General features: G+C 69.5%; 15 protein-coding genes. 6 read left to right on the top strand and 9 right to left on the bottom strand.

Going from position 1 to position 20,898, the window contains the following annotated elements:
* The first annotated feature begins 42 nt into the window (after positions 1-42).
* The gene (locus Pla133_RS12285) at positions 43-1,869 is read left to right on the top strand and encodes an RNA polymerase factor sigma-54 (protein WP_145065629.1); all 1,827 of its coding nucleotides are present in this window, start codon (positions 43-45) and stop codon (positions 1,867-1,869) included.
* A 129-nt stretch (positions 1,870-1,998) separates the two neighbouring features.
* On the top strand, positions 1,999-2,568 hold the full coding sequence (efp, locus tag Pla133_RS12280) for an elongation factor P (RefSeq protein WP_145065627.1): 570 nt from the start codon (positions 1,999-2,001) through the stop codon (positions 2,566-2,568).
* Positions 2,569-2,650: 82 nt separating this feature from the next.
* Here efp and Pla133_RS12275 read toward each other — a convergent pair whose 3' ends face one another.
* Positions 2,651-4,159 (bottom strand): glycosyltransferase family 39 protein, encoded by a 1,509-nt coding sequence (locus tag Pla133_RS12275; protein WP_145065625.1) that lies wholly within the window; start codon positions 4,157-4,159, stop codon positions 2,651-2,653.
* A 60-nt stretch (positions 4,160-4,219) separates the two neighbouring features.
* Between Pla133_RS12275 and Pla133_RS12270 the strand changes: the two genes are divergently transcribed.
* Entirely contained in the window at positions 4,220-4,630 is a 411-nt protein-coding gene (locus Pla133_RS12270) for a PEGA domain-containing protein (RefSeq protein ID WP_145065623.1), read from the top strand.
* 25 nt (positions 4,631-4,655) lie between these two features.
* The gene (locus tag Pla133_RS12265) at positions 4,656-5,240 is read left to right on the top strand and encodes a D-glycero-alpha-D-manno-heptose-1,7-bisphosphate 7-phosphatase (RefSeq protein ID WP_419192427.1); all 585 of its coding nucleotides are present in this window, start codon (positions 4,656-4,658) and stop codon (positions 5,238-5,240) included.
* 90 nt (positions 5,241-5,330) lie between these two features.
* Here the strand turns inward: Pla133_RS12265 and Pla133_RS12260 are convergent, their stop codons facing one another.
* Genes Pla133_RS12260 through Pla133_RS12250 form a run of 3 tightly spaced genes read right to left on the bottom strand, consistent with a single transcriptional unit; the run spans position 5,331 to position 8,442 of the window.
* Positions 5,331-6,410: a FemAB family XrtA/PEP-CTERM system-associated protein gene (locus Pla133_RS12260; RefSeq protein ID WP_145065619.1), complete on the bottom strand. Its 1,080-nt coding sequence runs from the start codon at positions 6,408-6,410 to the stop codon at positions 5,331-5,333.
* Positions 6,407-7,441 carry a glycosyltransferase gene (locus Pla133_RS12255; RefSeq protein WP_419192426.1) on the bottom strand — a complete coding sequence of 345 codons (1,035 nt, stop codon included), beginning with the start codon at positions 7,439-7,441 and terminating at the stop codon, positions 6,407-6,409. Before Pla133_RS12255 ends, Pla133_RS12260 begins: the two co-directional genes overlap by 4 nt.
* On the bottom strand, positions 7,438-8,442 hold the full coding sequence (locus Pla133_RS12250; protein ID WP_145065615.1) for a glycosyltransferase family 2 protein: 1,005 nt from the start codon (positions 8,440-8,442) through the stop codon (positions 7,438-7,440). Before Pla133_RS12250 ends, Pla133_RS12255 begins: the two co-directional genes overlap by 4 nt.
* 177 nt (positions 8,443-8,619) lie before the next feature.
* Between Pla133_RS12250 and Pla133_RS12245 the strand changes: the two genes are divergently transcribed.
* Both Pla133_RS12245 and Pla133_RS12240 read left to right on the top strand, forming a co-directional pair.
* Complete coding sequence (locus Pla133_RS12245) at positions 8,620-10,050, top strand: sigma-54 dependent transcriptional regulator (RefSeq protein WP_145065613.1); 1,431 nt, start codon at positions 8,620-8,622, stop codon at positions 10,048-10,050.
* A complete protein-coding gene (locus tag Pla133_RS12240) occupies positions 10,047-14,360 on the top strand; it encodes a tetratricopeptide repeat protein (RefSeq protein WP_145065611.1) in 4,314 nt (1,437 codons plus the stop codon). Before Pla133_RS12245 ends, Pla133_RS12240 begins: the two co-directional genes overlap by 4 nt.
* Here the strand turns inward: Pla133_RS12240 and Pla133_RS12235 are convergent.
* Genes Pla133_RS12235 through Pla133_RS12215 form a run of 5 tightly spaced genes read right to left on the bottom strand, consistent with a single transcriptional unit; the run spans position 14,357 to position 20,883 of the window.
* A complete protein-coding gene (locus Pla133_RS12235; protein WP_145065609.1) occupies positions 14,357-15,238 on the bottom strand; it encodes an XrtA system polysaccharide deacetylase in 882 nt (293 codons plus the stop codon). The genes Pla133_RS12240 and Pla133_RS12235 overlap by 4 nt on opposite strands.
* Positions 15,235-16,425 (bottom strand): glycosyltransferase family 4 protein, encoded by a 1,191-nt coding sequence (locus tag Pla133_RS12230; protein WP_145065607.1) that lies wholly within the window; start codon positions 16,423-16,425, stop codon positions 15,235-15,237. The genes Pla133_RS12235 and Pla133_RS12230 overlap by 4 nt, the downstream gene beginning before the upstream one ends.
* On the bottom strand, positions 16,422-17,582 hold the full coding sequence (locus Pla133_RS12225) for a glycosyltransferase (RefSeq protein ID WP_145065605.1): 1,161 nt from the start codon (positions 17,580-17,582) through the stop codon (positions 16,422-16,424). Before Pla133_RS12225 ends, Pla133_RS12230 begins: the two co-directional genes overlap by 4 nt.
* Positions 17,579-19,468, bottom strand: a complete 1,890-nt coding sequence (asnB, locus tag Pla133_RS12220; RefSeq protein WP_145065603.1) for an asparagine synthase (glutamine-hydrolyzing) — start codon at positions 19,466-19,468, stop codon at positions 17,579-17,581. Before asnB ends, Pla133_RS12225 begins: the two co-directional genes overlap by 4 nt.
* Positions 19,468-20,883: a putative O-glycosylation ligase, exosortase A system-associated gene (locus Pla133_RS12215; RefSeq protein WP_145065601.1), complete on the bottom strand. Its 1,416-nt coding sequence runs from the start codon at positions 20,881-20,883 to the stop codon at positions 19,468-19,470. Before Pla133_RS12215 ends, asnB begins: the two co-directional genes overlap by 1 nt.
* Positions 20,884-20,898: the final 15 nt, after the last annotated feature.

The following is a 20,898-nucleotide window of genomic DNA, read 5'->3' as shown; positions in this document are numbered from 1 at the left end:
CTGCTCCGAGCCCGCCCCTCGCACCGCCCCCACACCCACTCGATGAGACTCGGAATCTCCCAACACGCCCGGATGGAGCAGCGACTGGTCCAGTCGCCGCAGATGATCCAGGCGATGCAGATCCTCCAGCTCTCGAGCATGGACCTGCACGACCGCATCGAGCAGGAGCTCTTGGAGAACCCGCTGCTCGAGGTTGCCGAGACCCCGCCCGACGCGGCACTCGACGGGGCCGGCGGCGAGAGCGAGGGCGGCGAGTCCGCGCCGGTGAGCGAGGAAGCCAGCATCGAGCAGGGCCTGCGCGACTCGATCCGCGACGAGATCGATCGCTATCAGCGCGATCAGGAGGAGGCGCCGAGTCGGGTTCGGAACGACTCCGAGGAGGGCGACCGCAAGCTCGAGGCGATGGCCAACACGCCCAATCGCCCCAGGTCCCTGGCTACGGCGTTGGTCGAGGAACTGGCCCTGGTCGACCTGACCGACCGCCAGCGGCAGATCGCCGAGTTCATCGCCTACAGCCTCGACGAGCGGGGCTACCTGCCCGAATCGTTGGACGAGGTCGCCGCTGCCTGCACTCCGGATGTCCTCGATCACATTCCGGGCGGCAGCGACGGCGTCGTGACCGAGGACCGACCCGCGGTCGAGCAGGATTCGGAGCCCGGCGCCGCGGCCGTCGGGGGCGAGCCGGATGCGGAGGAGCGACCGTCGCCAGCCGGCGCCAGTGGCGGGCCAGACGCCGACGGGGTGCCCGAGACCGACGGGGTACACGGCCACGAGCTGACCGCCGCCGAACGGTTCCCCCTGGCGCGTCGGCCGGTCGACGCCGAGGAGGTGGCCGAGGTCTTGACGATCATGCGTCGCGCCACCCACCCGGGCATCGGCGCCGTGGACCTGCGCGACTGCCTGTTGCTGCAGCTCGAGGCGCGCGGCATCGAGAGCCCACTGGTCCACGACCTGGTGGAACACCACCTCGAGGACGTCACCAAGAATCGCCTCCCCCGCGTGGCCAAGGCGACCGGGCACTCGATCGATGAGATCAAGGCGGCGCTCGAGCTGCTGCGCGAGCTGGATCCGAGTCCGGGTCGCGAGTTCGGCGATTCGATGGCGACGGCAATCATCCCCGACGTCGTTGTCGATGAGATCGACGGCGAGATCGAGGTGCGCCTCGGGCGCCAACGGACGCCGGATTTGAGGGTCTCACCCGCCTACGAGGAGCTCCTTTCGCGCCGCAAGGGCGCGGCTGCCCCGAGTGTGGGGTCGAGCGACGGCGGCCCAGGCGAGGGCCATGACGGCCACACCGCCGGAACCAATGAGTCCCCCGCCAAGCGAACGCCCGAGCCTGAGGAGACTCTGATCGTCCTGAACGCGGACGACGACGAGACCCGGCGCTGGCTGCGGAAACGACTCGAGACGGCGCGTTGGTTCATCGACGCCCTCGACCAGCGGCGCAGCACAGTGCTGCGAATTGCCGACGCGGTCTTCGAACATCAACGGGACTTCCTGGCCAAGGGTCCGAAAGCCCTGAAGCCCCTGCGAATGCAGGAGATCGCGGACCAGGCGGGCGTCCACATCTCGACCGTCAGCCGGGCGGTGGCCGGCAAGTACGCCCAGACCAGTCGGGGCATCTTCCCGCTCAAGTACTTCTTCACCTCGGGCACCACCGACGAGAGCGGCGCCGAGGCGAGCCAGGTCGCCATCCAACAGCGCATTCGCGAGTTGGTGGACTCGGAGGACGGGGAGAAGCCCCTCTCGGACGAGCAACTGGCCGCGGCGCTTCAGGAACGGCACGGCGTCCGCATCGCTCGCCGCACGGTCACCAAGTACCGGAAGATGCTCCAGATCCCGTCCTCGAGCGAGCGCCGCCGATTCTGAGCCACGCCCGGCTGGGCTGGGGCGCATCCTCGGCGGCCGGGAGCTGTTACCCTGCGCGCTTCGTAGGCCCGCGCCCGAGTCGGCCTGGCCCCACCCGACCCTTCCCGGCAAGCACCTTCGATTCATTCCATGAGCGTCAAGGCGACCGATGTCCGCAAAGGCCACGTCCTCGAGAAGGACGGCGACCTCCTGCTCATCACCGAGTACATCCACAAGACCCCTGGCAACCTGCGCTCGATCATCCAGATCAAGACCAAGAGCCTGATCAACGGCGCTGCCGGATCGATGCGGCTGTCGGGCAACGACTCGGTCGACGTGGCCTTCCTCGACCGCAAGAAGACCGAGTACCTCTACAAGGACGGGGAGGGGACGTACATCTTCATGGACGCCGAGACCTACGACCAGTTCCCCCTGGCCGAGGAGTTGATCGGCGACAAGATGGGGTTCGTGAGCCCGAACTCGACGGTCGAGGTGACCTTCCACGGCACGACTCCGATCGGCGTCGAACTGCCGCCCTCCGTGGTGCTCGAGGTGATCGAGGCAGAAGCCGCCGTCAAGGGCAACTCGGCCACCAACGTCAAGAAGAACGCCGTGGTCGAGACCGGCATGACCGTCAAGGTCCCGATGCATATCGGAGTGGGCGAGAAGATCAAGATCCACACCGACACTGGCGATTTCCTCGGGCGCGCCAACGAGTAGCCGGTTCCGCGCGGTCCCCTTCCGCTCGGTCCCCTTCCGCGCGGTGCGCTAGCGCGAGTTCCGGGGCCTCCCGCGCCGACGCTCAGTCGCGCAGGTAGACCGAGACGCTGAGATCCCTCGATTCGACGTTCAGAGGGAAATCCGCGACGAGCCTGCAGTCCTCGCGCAGGATCCGCTGCATGCGCTGACGGTCGACCGAGTCCCACTCCTCGAGTTCCTCGAGGTTGACCACGAACCAGGTCCGCCGCGCGAAGCGATCCCAGAACACCGGGACATTCGCGCGAAACTTGTCGAGGTAGACCACCTCGCGCATGTCGCGCAGGTCGGTTCGGTTCGGAGAGAGGTAGTACTCGCCCACCGGCGCGGCCATGCCGAGTACCAGGTCCCCGACGTGACGCTGATCGAAGACCGTCAGGTAGGCGTCCTTCCAGCGCGGACGCTCACCATGGCGCGGCCCCAGGTAGAGCAGGCAGTTGGTCAGGGCGGGGAGGGTCAACACCGCCACCCAGCCCGTGGCCACCAGGGGACGACGCAAGAGTGCCCGCCTGGCAGGCGGGCGCCCCTCGTCGAGCCGCGCTCGGCGACGCCAACGGGGCTCTTCTTCTTCGTCGTCCTCGTCGAGGTCCGGCTCCCCCTCGGGTCGCTCGGTCTCGCTCGCGAGCGGCAGCACTGCCAGGGTCACCAGCCAGGGCAGGAGCAGGAAGACGTACTGCGCGGCGACTCGCACGACGAGCGAGGCGATCAAGGCCAGGCCCAGACCACTGACGACGATCGACAGAGCCACGAGGCCCCCGGCCTGGCGACGCCGGGTGGCCAGGGCCGCGCCCGCCAGGGCAGCCGCTCCCAAGAGGGGCGTGGCGTAGAACCCGGTGGTCAGGGCCAGGTGGGCGGGGCTCGCACTGTCCGGCTTGATGTTGCCCCACTTGCCGATGAGGGTGATGCCCCAGCCGGTTCCGAGCAGGGCACCGACCACCAGGACCGCCACTGCAGTCCGGACCAGGGCCTGGCCACAGTCCCGACCCATGCGGCGCAGGACGAGGGGCGCTACCACGAGCCCCGGAATCACGAAGACCGCGGTTGGATGGGCCAGTGCTGCGGAGCCGGCGAGGCCGATCCCCACCAGCAGGAGGACCCAGCTCTCCCGACGGAAGGCGCGCATCGCGACCCCCACGCCGAGGATCGAGAGGACCATCGCCAAGGTGTAGAAGCGGGCGCTCTGGGACCAGTAGAGATGCCAACTCGAGGTCGCCAGCAAGAGCGCCGCCGCACTCGAGGCCCGGGCGCCGAAGCCCGGCCGCAGCGCCCACCACAGGGCCGGAATGCAGGCCCATCCGGCCAAGGCGGGCAGAAGGCGCAGGTCGAACTCGGTGGCGCGGCGGCCCAGCCCCGAGAGGAAGCGCTCGTAGAGCGCGTAGCCCATGGGGTTGGAGAAGCCCCCTCCGTGGAGTGAGTCCGCCAGGGTGAAGGCCTCGTCGATCCACAGCCCCCACTCGCCGAGCTTGACGAAGCGGACCGTGCCCAGGAGCAGTGCCAAGACGCCGAGGCCCAGGGCCAGGGGATCGCGGGGCGGCTTGAGTCGAAGTTTGGGCATCGAGTAACAGGATCACGGCGTCGTTGCCGAGGCCCCCTGTCGGCGTACAGAATAGGGACCATGGCAGCCAACGGCTCCCGACTCCTCGCCACGATTTGCCTGGCCGGCAGCCTGGTCTCCTGTCAGCTCTCCCGCGGACAACCCGGCGTGCTGATCGCCAGCACCCCTCCTGGCGCGACGATCTCCATCGACGGGCAGGAGTCCGGCTACGTCACCCCCGCCGCCATCTTCCTGCCGCGCACGGACTGGCACCGCATCGACGTCGGCCTCGCGGGCTACGTGCCGGCCACTCGCATCGTCGGGCCGGGGACTCAGACCACGGTCACCCCCTGGACGGCCGGGTGGATCGGCGTCGACACCTTCTGGTTCCCGCTCTTCCTGAACGCCCGGGGGCTCTTGCTCCCGCTCCAGGTCGACGACGACCTGCAACCCAGTCGGATCCACATTCGACTGCGGCTGCTCGAGGACTAGCACTTCCGGTCAGATGACGGACCCCGTGGACGATCCCCAACCGCCGTCGGCCGTCTTCCTGGACCGCGACGGGACGCTGATCACGGAGACCGGCTACCTGACCGACCCCGAGGGTTGGCAGTTCGTGCCCGGAGCGCCCGCCGCTGTGGCGCGGTTGAATCGGGCCGGAGTCCCGGTTGCCCTGGTCACCAACCAGAGCGCCATCGCCCGCGGGATGCTGGACGAGTCCGGCCTGGCCGCGATCCACGGGCGCATCAGCGAGGGCCTGGCCGCAGAGGGTGCCCACCTCGACGAGATCCTCTACTGCCCCTTCCACCCGGACCACGAGGTCGAGCGTTTCGGAGCCTTCGCTTCATGGCGCAAACCCCTTCCCGGGATGTTGCTCGAGGCCGCACGGCGCTTCAGCGTCGACGTTGCGACAGCTGCGACGATCGGCGATTCCGACCGCGACCTGCGGGCCGGAGAGGCCTGCGGAGCGCGGGCGATCCTGGTGCGAACGGGCAAGGGCGAAGCCGAACAGCGTTTGGCTCGCGCGCGCCTGCAAGGCGAGCCCACGGTGGTTGCCGACCTCGCCGCAGCCGTGGACTTGCTCCTCGGCCCGGCGACTTGATGGCGCTCGGTCCTGACGGCGCTCGGTCCTGACGGCGCTCGGTCCCGACGGCGCCGTATTCCGACCGCGCCGTGTCGCAAACGCCGGGCGTCAGGCCAGGTAGCGCGCCAGCATCGGCGACAGGCGCTGCACCACCGGCAGGGGTAGACGACTCCAGGTGCGGCGCAACAGGGCCGTGCGCGGGTTGGACGGCGTGAGCGCCGGGAGACCCTGCTTGGTCACCAAGCAGTAGCTGTAGTGCAAGGGAATCGCCTCGAAGCCCTGGTGCAACTTGAAGCTGTAGGCCCCCGAGTCGCGCCGACTGCGGCAGAAGTCGAAGACCCGGAAGCCCTGCTCCACCGACCACTCCTGTAGAGCCATGTAGGCGAAGTTGCTGGCGCTGAAGTTGCGGTCGGCGTCGGGGGCCGTGCCCGAGTAGTAGGCGATCAAGGTGTCGCCGTCCAAGAAGGACATGATCCCCATCAACGGCTCGCGGTCCCTCACCACCAGGTGCACGACGACCCGGTCGCCGAGCTCCTCCAGGAGGGTGCGGAAGAAATCGGCAGGCAGGCTGGGGGAGCCGAGCTGGCGCTTGTTGAGCGTGAACAGCCGAGCCAAGTCCTCCACGTACCAACGGCCCTCGACCAACTGGAGCCGATGCTTGTTGCGTGCCTTGCGGGCCTCCGCGCGGGACTTCTTCGGCATCCCCGCGAGCACCTCATCGGGGGTCTGGGGGAGCTGCTTGACGAAGGTCGAGTAGAGGTCGCTCTCCACCAGCCCGAGGGCCGGCGGCGCCGAATCGATCGAACGCAGCTCGAGCCTACCCACGCGCAGCCTACGCGCCTCGGCCATGCCCTCGCGCAGCAGCGCTTCGGTCACCGCCGGCGTCTGTCCGAGCGCGCCGCCATAGACCGCGTAGGGCATCGAGATCAGGTTCTCGCCGCGCGGCAGGGCCTTGATCCGCATCATCGGCAAGACCCCCACCAGCTCATCGTCACGCCAAGCGCCGTAGTCCCAGCCCGCGTGGTGGAAGACGCGGTTGACCGTCCGCCGCCAGTTGGACTGGTGGAAGACCGTGCCGCGCGGGTGAGCGCGCACGAAATCATCGCGCGCCTCGTCGTGTTCGGGCGACAGTCGTCGGATCTCGAAGTCCTCGTTCGCCCGCTGCTCGGGGCTGCTGGCGCTCGTCATTCGTAGATCCGCTCGATGCGGTACTCCTTCAGGTTGCGCGCCTGGCTGAAGATGATGATCTCCCCCACCAGGCCGAAGCCGATGATCTGCACGCCCAGGACCAAGAGCAGCACGCCGGCCACCAGCATCGGACGGCCCGAGATGCTCACGTCGAGCAAGAGCTTCTCGCCCGCCAGCCAGGTGCAGATGCCTCCGCCGATCAGCGCCGAGAGGCCGCCCAGGGTCCCGAAGAAGCGCAGGGGCTTCAGGGTGAACTTGGCCAGGAACATGACCGCCAGCACGTCCAGGAAGCGCCGGATGTAGACGCCCATCCCGAAGAAGCCCGCGCGGCCCCACTCGGTCAGGTGCCGCACGCGGACCTCGACCACCTGGAAGCCCTGGCGGAAGGCCATCACCGGCAAGAAGCGGTACATGTCGCCGTAGACCGAGATCTCCTCGAGCACCTCGCGTCGGATCAGGCGGAAGTAGCAGTTCAGGTCGTGGAACTCGCCGCGGATGATCTGCCGGATGACCCAGTTGAAGAAGCCCGATTGCAGGCGGTTCAGGACCGGGTCGACCCGCGGGTGCCGCCACGGCGTGACGAAATCGGCGCCCTCGTCGATGGCCTGCAGCATGCGTTCGAGCTCGAGCGGATCGACCTGCACGTACTGGGGCGAGGTCAAGATCAGGCCGCCGTGGGCGCGCTCGAAGGCGGCCGACAGGCAGACCGACTCGCCGAAGGGGTTCTTGAACAGGATCGTCTTGATCTGCTGGCCCCGCTCGGCGTGCAAGCCCTGGACCGCCTCCCAGGCCATTCCTTCGACGCCATCGAAGACGAAGATGATTTCCCAGGTCTTGCCCAGGCGGTCGAGTTGCGTGCCCAGGGCGCGGGTGACGTCTCGGACCTCGGCCTCCGGGCTCTGGACCGGCACGACGATGCTCACGTCAACAGGACCGGCATAGCCCTCCCGGTGGGAGCGGTGCACCGTGGCCAGAACGGGAGCCGGATCGACTTGCGAGTCGTCCGATGTGGTGTCTTGGGGCGCGTTCAATGGAGCTCGTTGAGGATCCGGTTGAGGATTCCGCGGCGATGCATGCCGCTGGCCTTGACGACCAGCTCGCTCAGCAGGCCGAGCAGTGCGTAGAAGACCACCAGGCAGAAGACCATCATCAGCACCGTGATGACCATCCATTCCCAGCGGTTGATTCGGCCGTCGCCGCGCCCGAGGTCCGGATCGGGTTGGAAGCTGATCAACCCCACGCTGGCGAAGAACAGGCCCAGACCGGCGAAGGTCATCGAGAGCAGGCCGAAGTAGTGCAGCGGCCGCTGTGAGAACTGGGTCACGAGCTTGATGCTCATGAGGTCGAACAGCACGCGCACGGCGCGGCTGAGGCCGTACTTGCTGACGCCGAAACGCCGCGGGCGGTGGTTGACCACCATTTCGGTCACGCGCGCCCCTCGGCCGGCTGAGAGCACCGGCAGGAAGCGGTGCTGGTCGGCGTAGATCGATAGGCTGCGCACCAGCTCCCGGCGGAACGCCTTCAGGGTGCAGCCGGTGTCGTGGATCGACACGCCCGTGAACCAGGCGATCAACCGGTTGGCGATGATCGAGGGCAGGCGCCGCAGGATGAAGCCGTCCTCGCGCCGCTTGCGCCAGCCGGCGACGATGTCGTAGCCGTCGTGGACCCGCTCGAGCAGCCGCGGGATATCGGCGGGGTCGTTCTGCAGGTCGCCGTCCAGGGTCACGACCACCGCCCCGCGGGCGTGGTCGAAGCCGGCGCCGAGTCCCGCGGTCTGGCCGTAGTTGCGCCGGAACTTCACGATGCGGATGTGAGGGTCCACCTCCCGCAGACCCAGCATGATCCCCAGGCTGCCGTCGGTGGACCCGTCGTCCACGTAGAGCACCTCCCAGGGCTGGCCCAGGGCCGTCATGGCCGCCGCGATCTCCCCGTGCAGCACCGGAAGGGACTCCCGCTCGTTGTAGATCGGGACCACCACCGAGACGGCGATCGGTCCGTCGCGATCCTTGGGGGGCTGGGGCGGCGCGTCCATGGGGCCAGAGATTACCGGGCCGGGCGGCCCCGTCCGTCGGGGCAGGACGGACTTACCTGTTGTCGTGCGCTCGACGGCTCCAGGTCGAGCCCGGGTGCCAGATCGTCCCGCCGGCCAGGTCCGATTCAGGGTCGCGGCCCTCCATGTCGAAGAAAATGGACGCCGCCCCGCTCCACCATGCCCCCCGCCGCCGCCACCACCACGACCGCGCCGCCCCGACTACTGCTGATCGATCCGGATCCGCGGGTCTGGGGCGACCTGCCGGCCCTGCTCCGTCGGCAGGGCATCGAAGTGGCCAGCGCCGAGGGACGGGGCGAAGCCGAAGGCCTGCTGGTCCTGGGCGAATTCGATCTGGTACTGGCCGACCTCGAGAGCGTGGGAAGCGACTTCCTTGCGGTGGCCCACGTGGCCCCCGGCGACCCACTGGTGGTCTTCTTCGATACCTTCGGCCTGCCCGGCGACGGCAGGGCGCTCCTGGAGGCAGGGGCCTTCGACTGCCTGCCCCGGCCTGCGGCTCCCGAGCAGGTCGCGGGCTGCATCGACAGGGGCCTCAAGCAGCGGGCCCTGGAGCGCGAGAACCAGACCCTGCGCGAGAACCTCGACGCCCGGGTGACCCTGGATGGCCTCGACAGCCGGGATCCGACCATGCGGCGCCTGTTCAGCCTGGTGGAGGCGGTCGCGCCCAGCTCGGCCAACCTCTTGATCGAGGGCGAGAGCGGGACCGGCAAGACGCGGCTCGCCCGAGCGATCCACCGCCGTTCGGACCGCGCCCAGGGGCCGTTCATAGAGGTCAACTGCGGGGCACTGCCATCGTCGCTGCTGGAGTCGGAGCTCTTCGGTCACGCCAAGGGATCCTTCACAGGCGCCGATCGGGACCGCGAGGGCAAATTCGAGGCCGCGGACGGCGGCACCCTATTCCTGGACGAGATCGCGACAGCCTCGACCGAACTCCAGGTGAAGCTTCTGCGGGTGCTCGAATCGAGTCGTTTCGAGCGGGTTGGCGAGACCAAGACCCGGCAGGTCGACGTGCGTTTGATCGCGGCCACCAACCGCCGGTTGATGGACGAGGTAGCCGCCGGCCGCTTCCGTGAAGACCTCATGTACCGGATCCAAGTGGTCACCCTGGACGTGCCACCCCTGCGTGAGCGCCCTCTGGACGTGCCGCTCTTGGCGCAGTCCTTCCTGAGCCGCTACGCGGGCGAGTTCGGCAAGCCGGCCGAGCGCATCGACCCGTCGACGCTGCGCGCCCTCGCGGCCCACTCGTGGCCAGGCAACGTGCGCGAGCTCGAACACGCCATCCAACGGGCGGTCTTGCTCTCCACCGGGCCAGAGGTGACCGAGGACTGCCTGCCTCCCCTGCTGCGCCAGGCGGAGCCCGCGTCGCCCCCCGAGGGCGCGGGCGACCCCCCCTTGGGCCCCCTCAAGACCATGCTCGAGGTCCCCGAGCGGCGCTTCATCCGGCTGGCCCTCGAGGCCTGCGGCGGTAACAGGAACGAAACTGCCGGGCTCCTCGGCGTGACGCGGAGCACCTTGTTCAACAAGATGAGAAAGTACGGACTTCTATCGACCGGGCCCGACGGCCGTAGGAAGACGTCTCCGTCCGCATGACCAAGCTGCCCTGGCTCCTCCTTCTCTTCGCCCTGCTCGGGGCGGCAACCCTCGCGTATGTGATTCGCACGAGCGCAGCGCGGGGGCCAGCGGACTATTTGGACGCCGCCCGCGCGCACCTGGAGGAGGACCCACAGGACGTGCAGGGCGCCTTCCGGGAGCTGCACTTCGGCGTCGAGCTGGCCCAGCGACTGGGGGACCAGACCCTCTTGGCCGAGTTGCTGGACGAGCGCGGCCGACTGTCCCTGCGCCGGGGGGCCTACTCCAACGCGGAGGCGGACTTCCTGGCCCTCTTGGACAACGAGTTCTACGAGCGCAACGACGCCCTGCGCCAGTTGGCCGAGATGGACCTGGCCCTCGACAACTACGACTCGGCCGAGGCACGGGTCGAGGCGATCCTCGCCGACGACCCGAACAACTCACGCGTCGAGGTCCTGCGCGGTCAGATCCACCGCGAGCGCCTGGACCTGGCCTGGGGTTCCGTCGAGACCTTGATCGAGGACGAACTGCCCGACGAGGCCTCCGACATCGCCGTGGGCCTGGCCGAGCGCGTGGTCTACCTGCCCCAGGATGCACCCCTGCGGGCGACGCTCCAGAACGAGCTGGATCTGCTGCTCAGCGGGTCGTCGGACAGCAGCAAGTCCGAACTGCGCACGCTGGTGGACGAGGCCTCCGACATCGCTGCGGTGGTCCGTGGCGACTTCGAGGTGGCCGTGGGCCGTTGGGCCAACGCCACCGCCGCTTTCAACCTCTTCGACTTGCTACAGCGCGCGGGTCGCCATCAGGACGTGGTCGACCTGGGCTTGGCCCTGCGGCGCTTCGACGGAGTCGCCGGCAACCGCGACTGCATGCAGCTCCTGACCGAGAGTCTTTCACAGGTCGACCGCAACGACCTGGCGGAGACCGTGGTGGAGACCACGCTGCCGGCCCAGGGCGGCGTCTGGATGGACCAGGACTTCCTGCCCACCTGGGCCAGGATCGTCTACGAGAACCAGAGCTGGGCGCGCCTGGCCTGGGTCGCCGATGAACTCGCGGATCGCTTCAAGGCCGGCGACGCGAGCCTGCCCCAACGCCAAGCGGCCCTCTTCTATCGCGGCATTGCCCTGTCGAACGGGGTCAACCGCCAGGCGGGCTCGTCCCACCTGTCGCGTTTCGTGGCCGACCGACCGGACGTCGAACCGGTTCCGGGGGCGATCGGCGAGGCCTGGTGGACCCTGGCCGACCTGGCCCGCGATCGCGAGGACTGGGACAGCTTCCGCACGGCACTTCAGAGCTGCGTGCGTGAGGCGCCGGACTACTCGGGCGAGGCCTGGCGCCTCCTGGCGGAGTTCCGCATCGAGCGCAACACGCCCCTCGAGCAACCCCTGGTCGAGTTGACCCACGCCCTGGCGCTGCTGCCCCACCGAACGGCCGAGCTACTGCCGCGCTGGATCGAGATCGGGGACCGCTCGTTGCTCGAGGCCGACCGTGACCTGGACCTGATCTATCGCAAGGTCCTCGCCCGCGGCGAGTGGTACGACACCGAGTCGCGCAATCCCTACGAACGCTATCGGCTGGCCGAGATGCACTTGGCGGCGGGTGCGGAGGGTGGCGCGATCAACGTCTGCCGCAAGCTGCTCAAGGACTACCCGAATCTGCTGCCGGCGAACGACCTCCTGATCGATGTCTATCGCACGCTGAATCGGTTGGACCTGATGGTTCCGCTGCTGCTCGCGCGCCTGGCGGATGTCCCCAACGCAGCCAAGACCCTGGCCGAGCTACGCGAGCTGGAGCACGCCGGGCGCCTGACCCCCGATCAACTGCTCGCGCTGATGCGCTTGGACCCCCACTACACCGGGGTCCTCGTGCTCGGTCGCGAGCTGCTCGAGACCGGCCAGGCCGAGCTCGCGTCCCAGGCCCTCGCCGAGGCCGACCCGGCAACCCTGGGGACCCCCGGCAGACTTCTGGCGGCGGAGATCGACCTGGCGCGCGGGCGGCCTGAACGGGTCATGCAGCACCTCGCGACGATCGTGCCCACCGATCCGCAGTTCGCGTCGGCCGTGCGGCTACGCGTCGCCGCGGCGACGGCCCTGGGTCAGACCGACCGGCTGGCGAAGGTCCTCGCCGGCGTGTCTCAGGCCGAGGCCCTCGACCCCGACGAGGTCCTGAAGGTCACCCAACAGCTGCTCCTCGAGCGTCAGTGGCAACCGGCCTTGATGCTGCTCGAGCGCCTCGACCAGCTCCCCAGCAGTCGCAGCGGTGAGGTGGTGGCCCAACTGGCCCTGGCCCACCTCCAGGGACGCCAGGCGAGCAGTGCGCGCGACGCGCTCGAACGCCTGCTGGCCTTCCGCGACGACGGCGTGGCGGAGATGGGTGAGCTCCTGATGGCGGTTCAGGAGCGGCGTTGGACTGACCTCGCCAACCGGGTGCGCGCCCTGCGCTCGACTTCGTACACCCCCAGTCCGCTCGGTGCCTGCCTGCTGGCGGCGCTCGAGGAGCGACTCGAGGAAGCCAACCTACTGGCCATCGACGGCCTGATCGAGTCGGGTCAGTCCGCCCGCTGGGCCCTCGCTCTGCGCGCGATCCAGTTCCTTCGCAGCGAGACCCCCGCGCCCTGGTCGGAGCTCGGTCGCGAGGGCACGGTGCAGACCGCGAACTTCCTGCGCGGCAGCGCGGAGGATCCCAAGGATCCGCGCCGCGCGCTGGCGATCCTGATGGCTCTGGAGTTCGACGAATGGTCGATCTGGGCCATGGCCGAACTGGGCAACCTCACCGCCGATCCGGCCGGAGCCCTGTGGCCGACGTACCTGGCGGCAGAAGCCAACCTGCGGCTGGGTCGCGACGGGGATGCCGCGGTCCTGCTGGAGGCCTTGACCACCGTCTTCCCGCGCTTCTCATCGGCCTGGGACCTGCTCCTGTCGATCGAGACCGAGCGGCTGTTGCGACCCGAGCACCCCAAGCTGCTGCGTCTGCGAGCAGCGCGAGCCGCGGCGCTGGGAGCACCCGACGAGGAGAGCGTCGACGCGACCCTGGCCCAAGCGCTGCAAGAGGAGTCTGCCGGCCGCTTGCCGCGGGCCAAGGCCCTGGTGAGCAAGGTGCTCGAGCAGCGCCCGCGGCACCTGGCGGCCCAGTTGATCATGGGGCGATTGCAGCAGTCCACGGGTGACTTCGCGGACGCCGTGGCGACCTACGGGGGCTTCTTCCGCGCGGCCGACCGGGAGCTGGCATTCGAATACGCCCCCGCCTTCCTGTCCGCCCTCGACTTCGCGGACCGTACGGACGCGATCGCCCCGTCGGTCTACTCCGCCGAGCTGCTGGCCCTGTCGGCCCGCTTGCCGGACGATCCGTTGGTGGTCCTGGCGCGGGCGCGCTACGAGATCGACCACCAGCGCGAGAGCCTGCAGATCGGCATCGGTCGGGCGTGGCTCTTGCTCGATCAGTTCCGCGAGCGCACCGGTGGCGTGGCCATCGATCGACTGCGTGCGGGCACGAGCCGAGCCTGGGCCGAGCTCTTGGCCACCTACGCTCCGAAGCGCGCCGAGGCGTTCGTCGAGTCGGAGTTGGCGCTCCTGCCCCAGTCGCTCGACCTGTGGTTGATGATGGGCGAGGTCTACGAGATCGAAGGGCGCCGCCTCGACGCGGCGGCCCACTACGAGATCGTGCGCGCCATGGTCCCCTCGCCGGCGGCGATCTTGAGCGCGGCCAGGCTTCAGGCCACTCTCGGCCGCAACCCCGAGCGGGTGACCTCCATGCTGGTCTCCATCCGCCGCATGGAGAATCGCCCCGCGGACGACCCGGCCCTGGCTCTGATTCGCGCCCAGTCCCTGATCAACTCGCCCGACTCCGACCTCGAAGAAGGCCTGCGGATCCTGCGCGAGCTTTGGAAGGATCGGGAAGCCAACGCCGATCGCCTCGCCGTGCCTGACCTGGCGCGGATCTTCGCCTTGGCGATGCTGCACCACGGCTCGCCCCCGGACCGCTCGACGACCAAGGCAGCGGTACAAGTGCTGCTGGAGACCGAGAGCGATCCGCTGCGGCTCGAGATCCTCGAGATCCTGCTCTCCTACGCCACGAAGATCCCCGCCCCGCCCGCCGAAGAGAAGCCCGATGCGGGAGACAGCGGGGACGAGAGCGCTGCTGCAGAACCGGCGGCGCCGGCGGCGAACGGTTCGGCGGCGAACGGTTCGGCGGCGAACGGTTCGGCGGCGAACGGTTCGGCGAAGGACGGCTCGGCGAAGGACGGCTCGGCGAAGGACGAATCGCCCCACAGCGACCCATCGAACACCCCAGCCGTGGCTGACTCCAAAGTCGCCGCCGGGGCCGGCTCCTAGGCGTTCGGGGCGGCCTCCAGCCAGCCCTCTGCCGCGAGGACTTCGGCCAGTCCGGCGAAGCGGAAGCGCGCCAGCAAGGCTTCGAGCCTCGGCAGGGTCCGATCCAGGTTCAGGTAGTGCCTGAACTTCTTGAGCACCGGCGCGGGGTAACGCGGCTGCTGCGGGTCGAACTCCCAAGGGTGCAGGTAGATCGACGCGGGTCGCCCGGAAGCCTCCAGGCGCGCCACGGCCCCGCGGGTGACGAAGCCGGGCAGCAGGCGGAAGTAGCCGCCGCCACCCACGGGCAGGTTGCGACCCAGGGCGCGCAGGGTCGAGACGGGGAACTCCACCAACTCGGTGCCGTCGCTGGCCGCGACGCGCGAGATCCCCGGCTCGAAGTCGGGGATGCCGTAGACCGGATGGCTGACCGGATGGATGCTCGAGTCGTAGGCGTAACCGCGACGGGCGAGCACGTCGAGCGCCCAGAAAGTGCGCCGCGTGAGCGTGAAGGTCGACGCACGGAAGCCCAACGGACGCGGAGCTCCGGCGGCCATCAGAGCCTCCTCGGTGCGAGCCAGATCCGTCTCCAGGCCCTCGGGACCCAGGTCCCACAGGAACAGGTGCTCGTAGCCGTGGCTGGCGATCTCGTGGCCGGCGTCGAGGCAGCGACGCACCAGGTCCGGCCGCTGCTCGGCCACCCAACCGAGGAAGAAGAACGTCGCGCGCGCGCGGTTGCGATCGAGGGCGCCGAGGATCGCGTCCATGCCGACGTCGATGCGCGACGGGGCGCTCTCCCAGTCGTCCCGGTCGAACTGTCCGCGCAGGTTGGCGACCTGGAAGAACTCCTCCACGTCGAAGGACAGGGCGTGCAGTCGGTCGGTCATCGTCCGGTCGGTCATCGTCTGTCGAGTTCCTCTTGGGCCGCGCCGACCACCCGCCGCGCGTTACCGCGCCAGGTCAGGTCGCGGCTCTCGATGGTATCCCGGGCGGCCGCGCCCAGCCGCGCGCGAAGCTCCGCGTCCCGGCACAGCTCGATCAGGGCGCTGGCGAAGGCGTCGCCGTCGTTCGCGGGAACCAGCACCGCGTCGCGACCGTTCTCGAGCACCTCGCGCAGGTTGGGCTGGTCGGGAGCCACCGTGGGCAGGTGGGCCGCCATGTACTCGTGCAGCTTGAGCGGCGAGGCATAGGGGTTGATGGCGGGCAGCAGCGCGACGTCGAAGGCAGCCAGCAGGTCAGGAATGCGCTCGTGGCTGCGGCGTCCGGCGAAGTGCAGGCGACCTGTCACGCCGGCGCGGGCGGCCGCGGCCTCGAGTCCCTCGCGAGCGGGCCCCTCGCCGATCAAGACCAGCTCGGCCTGCTCGAGACCGGGCTCGGCCAGGGCCGCGACGGCCAGATCCAAGCGGTGCCAATCGCGGTAGTAGCCGACGAAGCCGAGCACGGTGCCGCCCCCCTCGGGCTCGGGGGCCAGACCCAACTCCGCCCGCGCCGCGCGGCGCAGGGCCGCGTCGCGCGCCTGTGGGTAGCACTCCAGGTCGACGCCGTTGGGCGTGACCAGGATCCGCGCCGGGTCCACGCCCAGTTCGACCAACATGTCGCCGAGCACGCGGGTGACCACACAGACCCGGTCCGAGCGGCGGAAGACGCTGTTCTCCACCCGCGCGGCGAGGCCCGGGAAGCTCAGGCCACGGGTTCGGCCGAGCTCCAGGACCATGGGCGAGTTGACCTCCAACAGGAAGGGCACGCCCAGTGACCGCGCCGCCCAGAGTCCGCCGAAGTTACCGAAGGCGTAGCGCTCGTAGATGAAGTCCGGTCTCAGGGCGCGACCGGCCGCCACGATGCGCCGCCGGGCCACGGCGGAGTAGCCGTACTCGGCCAACTCGCGCACGAAGCCGGGCACTCGATCGATCCAACCGAAGCGCGAGCGTTGCTGCTCGAGCTCCGCGGCGGCGCCGCGGGACTCGGACTGGGACACCAAAGCGACCTCGTGGACCTCGTGCCCCTCCGATCGCAGGGCGTCCTGCAGGGCGCGGATGTGGATCGCCTGGCCATCCTCGGCCTGGGTTCGATGGTGGTAGAGGACTTTCACGGACAGGGCTCCACGGCTTCGGCGAGGGCCCGCTCCAGGGCCTCGAGGCTCGCTTCCCAGGTCAGATCGGCGACAGCGGCGCGACACTCGGCAGCGGCGGGCGGCCGATGGAGGTTGGCCGTCAGACGCTCGCAGAAGGCCTCGACATCACCGTCGGGGGCCAGGGACCCGGGCAGGTTAGCGAGTAGTTCGGGCGTGCCACCCACTGCACTGGCCACGACCGGCAATCCGCTGGCCAGGGCCTCGAGCACCACGTTGGGTCGGCCCTCCCGATGGCTGGTCAGGAGCAAGACGTCGGCCGCGCGGTAGTAGTCCGCCAGGGTGTCCGGCTCCGCCTCGCCGACCAGCTGCACGCGTTCCGAGAGTCCCGCGCGGTCGATCGCGGCGCGCAACTCGCCCTCGAGAGGCCCGCGGCCGACGAAGACGAGCCGCGCCGCCTCAGGTGCACCGCGGCGGAAGACCTCGAGCGCCAACAATGGATCCTTGCGCGGGATCAGGTGGCCGACGACCAGGACCAGCGGCCCACCCGGAGCGAGACCGATTCGAGCGCAGGCCTCGCCGCGATCACCGGGCCGGAAGCGCTCGGCGTCGACGCCGTTGGGCACCAACCGCCCCCGTCCGGGCAGGCCGGCTAGACGGTCCATGGCCCGCACCAGATCAGCGGAGACGGCAGTCCAGTGCCCCGCCGCTCGCAGGTTCAGGGCCAGGAGCGGGCCGAGGTCCGATTCGCCTGCGACCTGCAGCACGTCGCTGCCCCTACCGTTGACCACGCAGGGCAGACCGCGCCGCGCCAGGGCGGGCGCACAGGCCGAGGCCGGCCAGGCGTAGTCGCACACGACCACATCGGGCACGTCGCCCTGGGCCAGGGCCGCCAGGGCTCGCGCCGCGAAGCGTCGGGCGTTGCCCCGGGCCGAGCGCGGCAGGTGCAGGTAGCGCGGCCGCAGAACTGGGATCCCCTCGCGCACCTCGCGCGCGGCCATGCGGGCCAGCTCCGCCCGCTCGCCTCGCACCAAGAGGGGGGGCGCGAACGGCAGGGGTTGGATCACGTGCACCCTGTGCCCGCGCGCCGCCATGCCGGCCCAGCGCCGCAGGGCGAAGACCCCTTCGCGCGGGCGAGGCTGCGAGGGGAACAGGGATGTGACGACGCCGACCTTCACGCGACCAGGCCGGTGACGCCGTGGCGCCGGCGCCAGTGCTCCAACATCAGAAGGCTCCACAACAGGCGCCCGTGGTCGCGCCGCCCGGCCTGGTGCTCGGCCAGGCGCGCGCGCAGGACGTCGCGGCGGAACCACTGGGTCGGGAGGGTCTCGATCGCCTCCTGGACCGGCGCGGCCAGGGGGCCACGCAGCCAGGCCTTGAGGGGCGTGTCGAAGCCGCGCTTGGTGCCGTCGAGGACCTCGCTCGGCAGGCGTCCGCGCAGGGCCTCGCGCAGGGCGTGCTTGCCACGCCCGCCGTTGACCTTGAACTGCGGCCGCAGGTTGGCGAAGCGCCCCATGAAGCGGTGGTCGAGGATCGGCACCCGCACTTCGAGGCTGACCCCCATGGAGGCGCGGTCGACCTTGGCCAGGATCTGATCGGTCAGGTAGGTGTGCACGTCGGCGTACTGCGCCCGGTAGAGGGGATCGTCCACCCGGGGCCGGCGGTAGTGCTGCTCGAAGCGCTCGAAGGGGTCGTGGTCGGCCAGCGAAGCCGCCAGGTCCGGGGACAGGAGCGCCAGGGCTTCCGACCGATCCATCTGGGTCACGCTGCGCCAGTAGGCCGCGGCCGGGTCGTCGGCCACGTTGGTCAGGAAGGTCCGCGCGCGCAGGAAGCGTGGGGCCCAGTCGAGCTTGGGATAGACCCGCCCGAGGGCCCCGGCCAGGGCGCGTCCGGGGCCGCCCAACGCCCCCCGCAGGCGATTCTCGGCCACGTCGTGCACGTAGCGTCGATAACCCCCGAAGACCTCGTCGCCGCCGTCGCCGGAGAGGGCCACGGTCACGTGTTCGCGGGCCATGCGCGAGACCAGCCAGGTCGGCAGGCAAGAGGGATCGGCGTGGGGTTCGTCGAACAGCCACGGCAGCACCTCGAGGGCCTCGCGCGGATCGGGATCGAGCACTTGGGTGTAGTGCTTCGCACCCACGCGCTGGGCCGTGGCGCGGGCCAGGTCGAGCTCGTCGTGGGAGTGCTCGCGGAAGCCGACCGAACAGGCGGTGACCGGCCCCTCCTGCTGGCGCGACATGGAGTCGACCACCGCCGTGCTGTCGATGCCCCCCGAGAGGAACGCGCCGAGGGGCACGTCGGCGATCATGCGATCGGCCACCACGCGGTCCAGCAGCTCTAGGATCTCGCCCTCGGCCGGCGGGTCGTCGCGCAGCTCCAGGGGCAGGTCCCAGTAGCGCTCGATGCGCGGCGCCGGGTCGCCGGATGCGAAGGACAGGATCGAACCCGCGGGCAGACGGTTCATGCCCGCCCAGGCGGCGTCCTCACCGCCGACGTAGCCCTGGACCAGGTAGTCGAGCAGGGCCGTCGGGCGCAGCTCGCGCGCCAGACGACCACTGGCCAGGAGGGTCTTGGCCTCGCTACCGAAGAGCAGGCCCTCGCCGTCGCAGGCCCAGTACATGGGCTTGATCCCCAGGCGGTCGCGCCCGAGGACCACCCGCGGCCGGTCCCCGGCGAGGTCCAGCACGCAGAAGGCGAACATGCCCACCAGGCGCTCGGCGAAGCGGTCCCCCACGAGGCGGTAGAGGTGCGGGACGACCTCGCAATCCGAGTCGCTCTGGAAGACCGCGCCGCGCTCCTCGCACCAGGCCCGCAGCTCGCGCCAGTTGTAGATCTCGCCGTTGACGCTGACCACGAGCTTGCCGCCCTCCAGCACGAAGGGCTGGCGCCCCCCGTCCAGGTCGATGATCGACAGGCGACGGAAGGCCAGGCCGGCTCCGGGCGCGACGATCTCGACGCCGTCGTCCGGTCCGCGGTGGACGATCGTGTCCGACATCGCGCGCAGCTGTGCCCGGTCGGGCAGGTGACGCGGGTCGTTGAAGACCAGTCCGGTGAAACCACACATCAGCGCGAGCCCTCCACGAGGGGCGTGTCCCGGAAGCCGCCGCCGCTGGGGGGCCGCGGCTTGACGCCGAAGCCCTGGCCGCCCAGGGCACGAATGGTCCCCCGCCGACCCTTCTTGGATCCGACTTGGAGCGGGTTGCGCGCGTCCTCCTTCATCTGCTGCTCCGCGAACTCACCGAAGAGCATGATCACGGCGAACCAGTGGTAGACGAGGTCGAAGTGGGCGCGGTTGAGGAAGGTCGAGCCGATCACGAAGGCCACCAGCGACGCCTCGAACATCGTGGCGTAGTTGATGATCCAGCTCGACTCGTAACGTAGTCGGGCCTTGGCGCGGACGCGCCAGATCGTGACGAAGGACAGCACGATCAACCCCAGGTACAGGAGCAGGGAGATGGTCCCCGTCTCGGCCCAGATCTGGAGGTAGGAGTTGTGGGCGACGTAGATGTCCTGGCCAGCCATCTCCCGCGCGGTGGGGTTGGGCTGGTACTTCAGGTAGCTACCGCGGAAGTTCGACAGGCCGACCCCCAGCAGGGGGTTGGCGGTCGCCATGCGGATCGCCACCGACCAGGAGCGGAAGCGCGACTGGGCGCTGCCCTCGGTGCGGAAGTTGCGGATCGACATGAATCGATCGCGCATGCCGTCCGGCATCATCGCGAAGCCCACCACCGCCAGGACCAGGCCGGCGATGATCGCCTTGACCCGGTGCTTCGAGTGCCAGACCAGCACCCCGATGCAACCGACGAGCGACAACAGGCCGCCCCGGGACTGGGTCAACAGGACCGTGAACGCCGTCAGCGGAACCATTGCCTTGAAGGCCCGCGACAGGACCTGGCGCTTCTCCGACTCCCCGATCATCCAGAGCATGGGGATCGCCATGCAGAGGGCCAGCGAGAAGTCGTTGTTGTCGAACATGAGCCCGCCGGGCCCCTGTTTGATCGGCGTGCGCCCCAGGGTCATGATGCCCCAGATGCCATTCTTGACTCCATAGAACCCGAACGAGAGCGCGATCACCCAGATCAACAGGCGCATGTGCTCGCGCGTCCGCACCACTCCCGTGGTGAACAGCGCGATGCCTACGATCTTGGCGAACTCGATCAGACGCTTGACCTGGAAGGTCGGGTCGGCGCCGGGGGGCCCGAATGCGACCCCCAGGGCCACCATCACGACCATGCCCATCATCATGTAGTTGCGGATGTCGGGCTTGAAGAAGCGGTCCTTCTTCTTCAGCGCGAAGCCCACGAACATGATGATCGCGATGTAGAACGACCAACGGAACGACTTGGCGAAACCCCAGGTCAAGTCCTGGACGCGCATGTAGGCGAGCCAGGAGAACATCACCAGCCCGATGTACGGACGCCGGAACGAGACCGGCATCAGCGCCATGATCGACAGGCTGACGATTAGGTCGCGAAGCACGCCGTCGCCCCCTGG

The sequence above is a fragment of the Engelhardtia mirabilis genome (genome assembly GCF_007748095.1).
In the GTDB taxonomy this organism is placed as follows: domain Bacteria; phylum Planctomycetota; class UBA1135; order UBA1135.
This window is presented reverse-complemented; position numbering and strand designations above follow the sequence as displayed.

What these genes read in the sequence shown, in the direction of transcription:
- Pla133_RS12235 (WP_145065609.1), bottom strand. Translation starts at nt 15,238, where the DNA reads ATGACCGACCGGACGATGACCGACCGACTGCACGCCCTGTCCTTCGAC.
- Pla133_RS12260 (WP_145065619.1), bottom strand. Translation starts at nt 6,410, where the DNA reads ATGACGAGCGCCAGCAGCCCCGAGCAGCGGGCGAACGAGGACTTCGAG.
- efp (WP_145065627.1), top strand. Translation starts at nt 1,999, where the DNA reads ATGAGCGTCAAGGCGACCGATGTCCGCAAAGGCCACGTCCTCGAGAAG.
- Pla133_RS12285 (WP_145065629.1), top strand. Translation starts at nt 43, where the DNA reads ATGAGACTCGGAATCTCCCAACACGCCCGGATGGAGCAGCGACTGGTC.
- asnB (WP_145065603.1), bottom strand. Translation starts at nt 19,468, where the DNA reads ATGTGTGGTTTCACCGGACTGGTCTTCAACGACCCGCGTCACCTGCCC.
- Pla133_RS12240 (WP_145065611.1), top strand. Translation starts at nt 10,047, where the DNA reads ATGACCAAGCTGCCCTGGCTCCTCCTTCTCTTCGCCCTGCTCGGGGCG.
- Pla133_RS12270 (WP_145065623.1), top strand. Translation starts at nt 4,220, where the DNA reads ATGGCAGCCAACGGCTCCCGACTCCTCGCCACGATTTGCCTGGCCGGC.
- Pla133_RS12245 (WP_145065613.1), top strand. Translation starts at nt 8,620, where the DNA reads ATGCCCCCCGCCGCCGCCACCACCACGACCGCGCCGCCCCGACTACTG.
- Pla133_RS12275 (WP_145065625.1), bottom strand. Translation starts at nt 4,159, where the DNA reads ATGCCCAAACTTCGACTCAAGCCGCCCCGCGATCCCCTGGCCCTGGGC.
- Pla133_RS12250 (WP_145065615.1), bottom strand. Translation starts at nt 8,442, where the DNA reads ATGGACGCGCCGCCCCAGCCCCCCAAGGATCGCGACGGACCGATCGCC.